General features: G+C 65.9%; 4 protein-coding genes. All 4 read right to left on the bottom strand.

Going from position 1 to position 4131, the window contains the following annotated elements; genetic code table 11:
• The coding region (locus IL54_RS20730; protein ID WP_037480650.1) for a ParA family protein at window positions 1–680 on the bottom strand (680 nt) is incomplete at its 3' end.
• Window positions 677–1321 carry a 16S rRNA (guanine(527)-N(7))-methyltransferase RsmG gene (rsmG, locus tag IL54_RS20735; protein ID WP_037480054.1) on the bottom strand — a complete coding sequence of 215 codons (645 nt, stop codon included), beginning with the start codon at window positions 1319–1321 and terminating at the stop codon, window positions 677–679. The genes rsmG and IL54_RS20730, both read right to left, overlap by 4 nt.
• Complete coding sequence (gene mnmG / locus IL54_RS20740; RefSeq protein WP_037480056.1) at window positions 1318–3168, bottom strand: tRNA uridine-5-carboxymethylaminomethyl(34) synthesis enzyme MnmG; 1851 nt, start codon at window positions 3166–3168, stop codon at window positions 1318–1320. Before mnmG ends, rsmG begins: the two co-directional genes overlap by 4 nt.
• Before the next feature lie 60 nt (window positions 3169–3228).
• Window positions 3229–4131 (bottom strand): tRNA modification GTPase (locus IL54_RS20745; protein WP_037480653.1); only part of this gene is annotated, 903 nt, incomplete at its 5' end.

A 4131-nucleotide genomic window follows, 5' to 3' on the forward strand; every position in this document is an offset into this window, starting at 1 on the left:
ACGCCATGGCTGGGCGCTTCGGACAGGCGCACATTGCGCGGGATGACGGTAGTGAACACCAGATCACCAAGGCAAGCGCGGACATCGTCAGCGACCTGATCGGTCAGCCGGTTGCGCCGGTCATACATGGTGAGCGCGACGCCCATGATCGACAGGCCGGGATTGAAGCGGCCGCGAATGCGCTCGACCGTCTGCAGCAATTGCGACAGGCCTTCGAGTGCGAAGAATTCGCATTGCAGCGGGACGAGCAAGGATTGCGCGGCGACCATCGCATTGATGGTCAACAAGCCCAGCGAGGGCGGGCAATCGATCAGGCAAATGTCCCAACGGCCCGGAGGCGCTTCGGCTAGCACCCGTTCGAGCCGGTGGGTGCGCTGCTCATAGTCTATCAGTTCGATCTCGCAGCCCGACAGATCCTGCGTCGCGGGAACGAGGTCCAGCTTGGGCACGCGCGTCGTGACGATCGTGTCCTCCAGCGCGCAATTGCCGACGAGCAGGTCATAGCTCGATCGCGCCCGTTCGGACTGGCCAACGCCGAGGCCGGTGGAGGCATTGCCCTGCGGATCGAGATCAAGCAGCAGCACGCGCAGGCCGGTGGCGGCGAGACCGGTGGCGAGGTTGATCGCCGTCGTGGTCTTGCCCACGCCGCCCTTCTGATTGGCGATAGCGATACAGATCATGCGCGACCTTTCCTTCTGGCGACGGGTTTGACGGCGTGCGCGACGATGATGGCGCTATCGGCGTCCGTTACGCTCGGTTCCACGTGAAACACACCCTGCCATGATGGGCGCGTCGCCTCCAGTTCATTTTGCGCATTTCGTCCCTTAGGCAGCACCCATAGCGTATTTTTGTCGGAAAGATGCGCGGCGGATTCGAGCAGGCGTGGGAGTGGCGCATAGGCGCGCGCGCTGATGACGGCGGCGGCGCGTGGGGGCACCATCTCTACCCGGCCGCCGAAGACTGTGGCGTTGCGCAGGTCCAATGTGGCGATGACCTCGTTCAGAAAATCGATGCGCTTGCGCCGGGACTCGACCATCAACATGGGTCGGTCGGACAGGCAGGCGACGACGATACCCGGCAAGCCGGCACCCGATCCGAGGTCGATCCACGTGCCCTCCCCCACCGATTGGGCGTGGGTGAGGAGCTGCGCAGAGTCCACGATATGCCGCGCCCAAACATGGGGGCGGGTCGATTCGGCGATGAGATTCTGTTCGCCCATCGCTTCCAACAGGATGGCAACGAAGCGTTCCAGACGCGCCATTGTTTCACGTGAAACATCGAATTGGCTCGCCAGCCAGGCGTACGCTTCATCCTCCGTCATGCTGCAACCTTGCGGACATGAACGAGGATTGCGGCGAGGGCCGCAGGTGTGACGCCCCGGATGCGGCCTGCTGCGGCGAGCGTATCGGGACGCGCCGCGGCGAGCCGCTCGATCATCTCGGTGGACAAGCCGCCGATACTGGCAAAGTCGAAATCAGCAGGAATGAAGACGCGCTCGTTGCGGCGCAGGTCGGCAATCTCCGCATCCTGGCGGTGGAGATAGGGGGCGTAATGGGCATCCTCCAATATCTCCGCGCGCAGGTCGGCGGGCGCCGCGGCGAGACGGGGCGCGAGCGACAGGATCAAGGCCCGATCGACTTCGGGGAAGCGCGCCCATTCGAACAGGCTACGGGACACGCCATCCTGCCGCACCGTTGCGCCCGCGCGGGCCATGGTGGTGGCACCGATGGGTTGCGTGAGTTCGGCCTCTATATCGGCGCGCAGGGCATCGCGCTCGGCCAAACGCGCATAGCGGACGGGGCCGATGATGCCATGCGCGATGCCGATCGCGCCGAGGCGCGTCTCCGCATTGTCGGCGCGCAGACGCAGGCGATATTCGGCGCGCGCGGTCAACATGCGATAGGGTTCGGTCACGCCCTGTAAGGTGAGGTCATCGATCATGACGCCGATATAGCTGCTGGCCCGGTCGAGGATCATGGCCGCTTCGCCGCGTGCGCGGGCGGCGGCGTTGACGCCGGCGATCAGCCCTTGGGCGGCCGCCTCCTCATAGCCGGTGGTGCCGTTAATCTGCCCGGCGCAGAACAGGCCGGGGATGGCGCGCACTTCCAAAGTGGCGGCGAGCGCGCGCGGATCGATATGGTCATATTCGACGGCGTAGCCGGGCACGACGATGTCGGCCTGCTCCAGGCCCGCCATCGATCGGATCATAGCGACCTGAACATCGGTGGGCAGCGAGGTGCTGATGCCATTGGGATAGACGAGCGGATCGTCCAGCCCTTCAGGTTCCAGAAAAATCTGATGCCCGTCGCGGTCGCCGAAGCGCTGAATCTTGTCCTCGATCGAGGGACAGTAGCGCGGTCCGCGCCCTTCGATCGCACCGCTGAACAAGGGCGATCGGCCGAGGCCATCGCGGATGATCTGATGGGTGCGGGCATTGGTGCGTGTGATGGCGCAGGCGAGTTGCGGCAACGGACGACCGTTGGACAAAGGCGACATGGTCCAGCCTTCGCTGTCCGATGGCTGCGCTTCCAGCCGCGCCCAATCGATCGTGCGGCCATCGATGCGGGGTGGCGTGCCAGTCTTGAGGCGACCGATGGGGAGAGCAAGATCGCGCAACTGGACGCCCAGACTGGTCGCGGCGCGCTCGCCGACGCGACCGCCGGTTTCGCGTTCGTCGCCCCGGAACAACTTGCCGCCGAGGAAAGTGCCGGTCGCCAGCACGACTGACGGGGCCTCCAGCGTGCGGCCGTCGGCTAGGGCTAACCCCGTGACCGAGCCATCGTGCAGAAGTAGCCCTGTCGCCTCGCCTTCAACGATTGTCAGACCTTCTTGCGCGTCGAGCATCTGATAGATGGCGGCGCGATAGCGTTTGCGGTCGGCCTGGACGCGCGGCCCTTGGACCGCTGCGCCCTTGCTGCTGTTGAGCATCCGATAGTGGATTGCGGCTTGGTCTGCGGCGCGGCCGATCAGGCCATCCAGCGCATCGACTTCGCGCACAAGATGGCCCTTGCCTAACCCGCCGATCGCAGGGTTGCAGGACATGGCGCCAACGGTGGCACGGTCGAACGTCAGCAGCGCGACGCGCGCGCCTTTGCGCGCAGCGGCCGCCGCCGCTTCGCACCCGGCATGGCCGCCGCCGACCACCATCACATCATAGCGAGTTTGCATGGGTGGCCTGTAGCAGATGCAAGCCATCGCGGTCAAAAGCGTTCCACGTGGAACATCGCGCTATTTGCCGATGCAGAAGCCCGAAAAGAGACGGTCGAGCATGTCTTCTGTCCCCGCCTGCCCGGTGAGCGCATCGATCGCGCGACGAGCCTGCCGCAGCTCTTCGGCAATGACGAGCAAGTCATCGCTGTGCCGTGCGGCTTCGACATGGGCGAGCAATTCGCCGACCCGCGCACGCTGGCGGGCGTGGAGGGCATAGTCGCCCTCGCCCGGCAAGAGTTGCGCGGCGCGATCGAGCAAGGTGGTGACGAGGCTGTCCATCCCCTCCCCTGTTCGCGCGGACAGCTGAAGGCCTGGCCGGGTCCCATCACGATCGCATTGGGCAGCGACCAACAGCGCATCGCCGCGCGGCAGGTCGGCCGCATCACCCAGCCACAGGATGATGTCCGCCGCGTCGAGCGCCGCACGCGCGCGGTGCATGCCGATCGCCTCGATCGCGTCCCCGGTCCCCTCGTGCAGACCGGCGGTGTCGGTGAAGAGAAAGGCCGTGCCGCCGATCGCCGCAGGCACTTCGATGCGGTCGCGCGTCGTTCCGGCAATGTCGGACACGATTGCGGCGTCGCGCCCGACCAGCGCATTGAGCAGGGTCGACTTGCCTGCATTGGGTGGCCCGGCCAGCACGACGCGGATGCCGTCGCGCAACCGCTCGGCCGAGGGCGCGGCAAGGGCCTTGCCGATCCCTTCCGCAAGTGCCGCGATGCTCGCACCAATACGCTGCTCGATCGCCGCGTCGGGCACATCATCCTCGTCGGAGAAATCGAGCGCGGCTTCGGCCATGGCCGACAGGTCGAGCAGATCGCGCCGCCAGCCTTCGACCCGGCGGGAAAAATGTCCTTCCGCCATCATCAGCGCGGCGCGACGTTGTTGCTGGGTCTCGGCGGCCAGGAGGTCCGACAGGCCTTC

It is taken from the genome of Sphingobium sp. ba1, from assembly GCF_000743655.1.
Taxonomy (GTDB): Bacteria; Pseudomonadota; Alphaproteobacteria; order Sphingomonadales; family Sphingomonadaceae; genus Sphingobium.

Coding starts and splice junctions, on each gene's coding strand:
- rsmG (WP_037480054.1), bottom strand. CDS start 1,321: ATGACGGAGGATGAAGCGTACGCCTGGCTGGCGAGCCAATTCGATGTT.
- mnmG (WP_037480056.1), bottom strand. CDS start 3,168: ATGCAAACTCGCTATGATGTGATGGTGGTCGGCGGCGGCCATGCCGGG.